Origin of the sequence: Chryseobacterium sp. SIMBA_029, assembly GCF_046535275.1 — a bacterium.
GTDB lineage: Bacteria > Bacteroidota > Bacteroidia > Flavobacteriales > Weeksellaceae > Chryseobacterium.
The window spans coordinates 1-259 of the sequence record NZ_JAWRXA010000520.1; the positions used below are offsets into that span (position 1 = coordinate 1).

The following is a 259-nucleotide window of genomic DNA, read 5'->3' on the forward strand; positions in this document are numbered from 1 at the left end:
GCTTTATTTTCATCTTATCAATATTTCCCATTTGGGCTATATCTGTAATTTCAGGATTGGATAAAGAGTTGGGAGTAAAGAACGGAGCGCTATTCAGCAGTTGAGAGCCATTGTAATTGGAAACAGCCCAAACACCAGGAGAGAAAGGCGTTTCATTTGCAGTTCCACCAGAAGTATTGGTAATGGTTAAAGTAAATTCAGAAGTCACCTCATTGTAGTCAAGGTTAAGTTTCATTAGCTGTGAGGCATTGATATTAGG

At 38.6% G+C, this 259-nt stretch carries 1 protein-coding gene; it reads right to left on the reverse strand.

Annotated elements, in window-relative coordinates; genetic code table 11:
• Positions 1-235: spondin domain-containing protein (locus tag SB679_RS25050; RefSeq protein WP_410705018.1), on the reverse strand; the 235-nt coding region annotated here is incomplete at its 3' end.
• Positions 236-259: the final 24 nt, after the last annotated feature.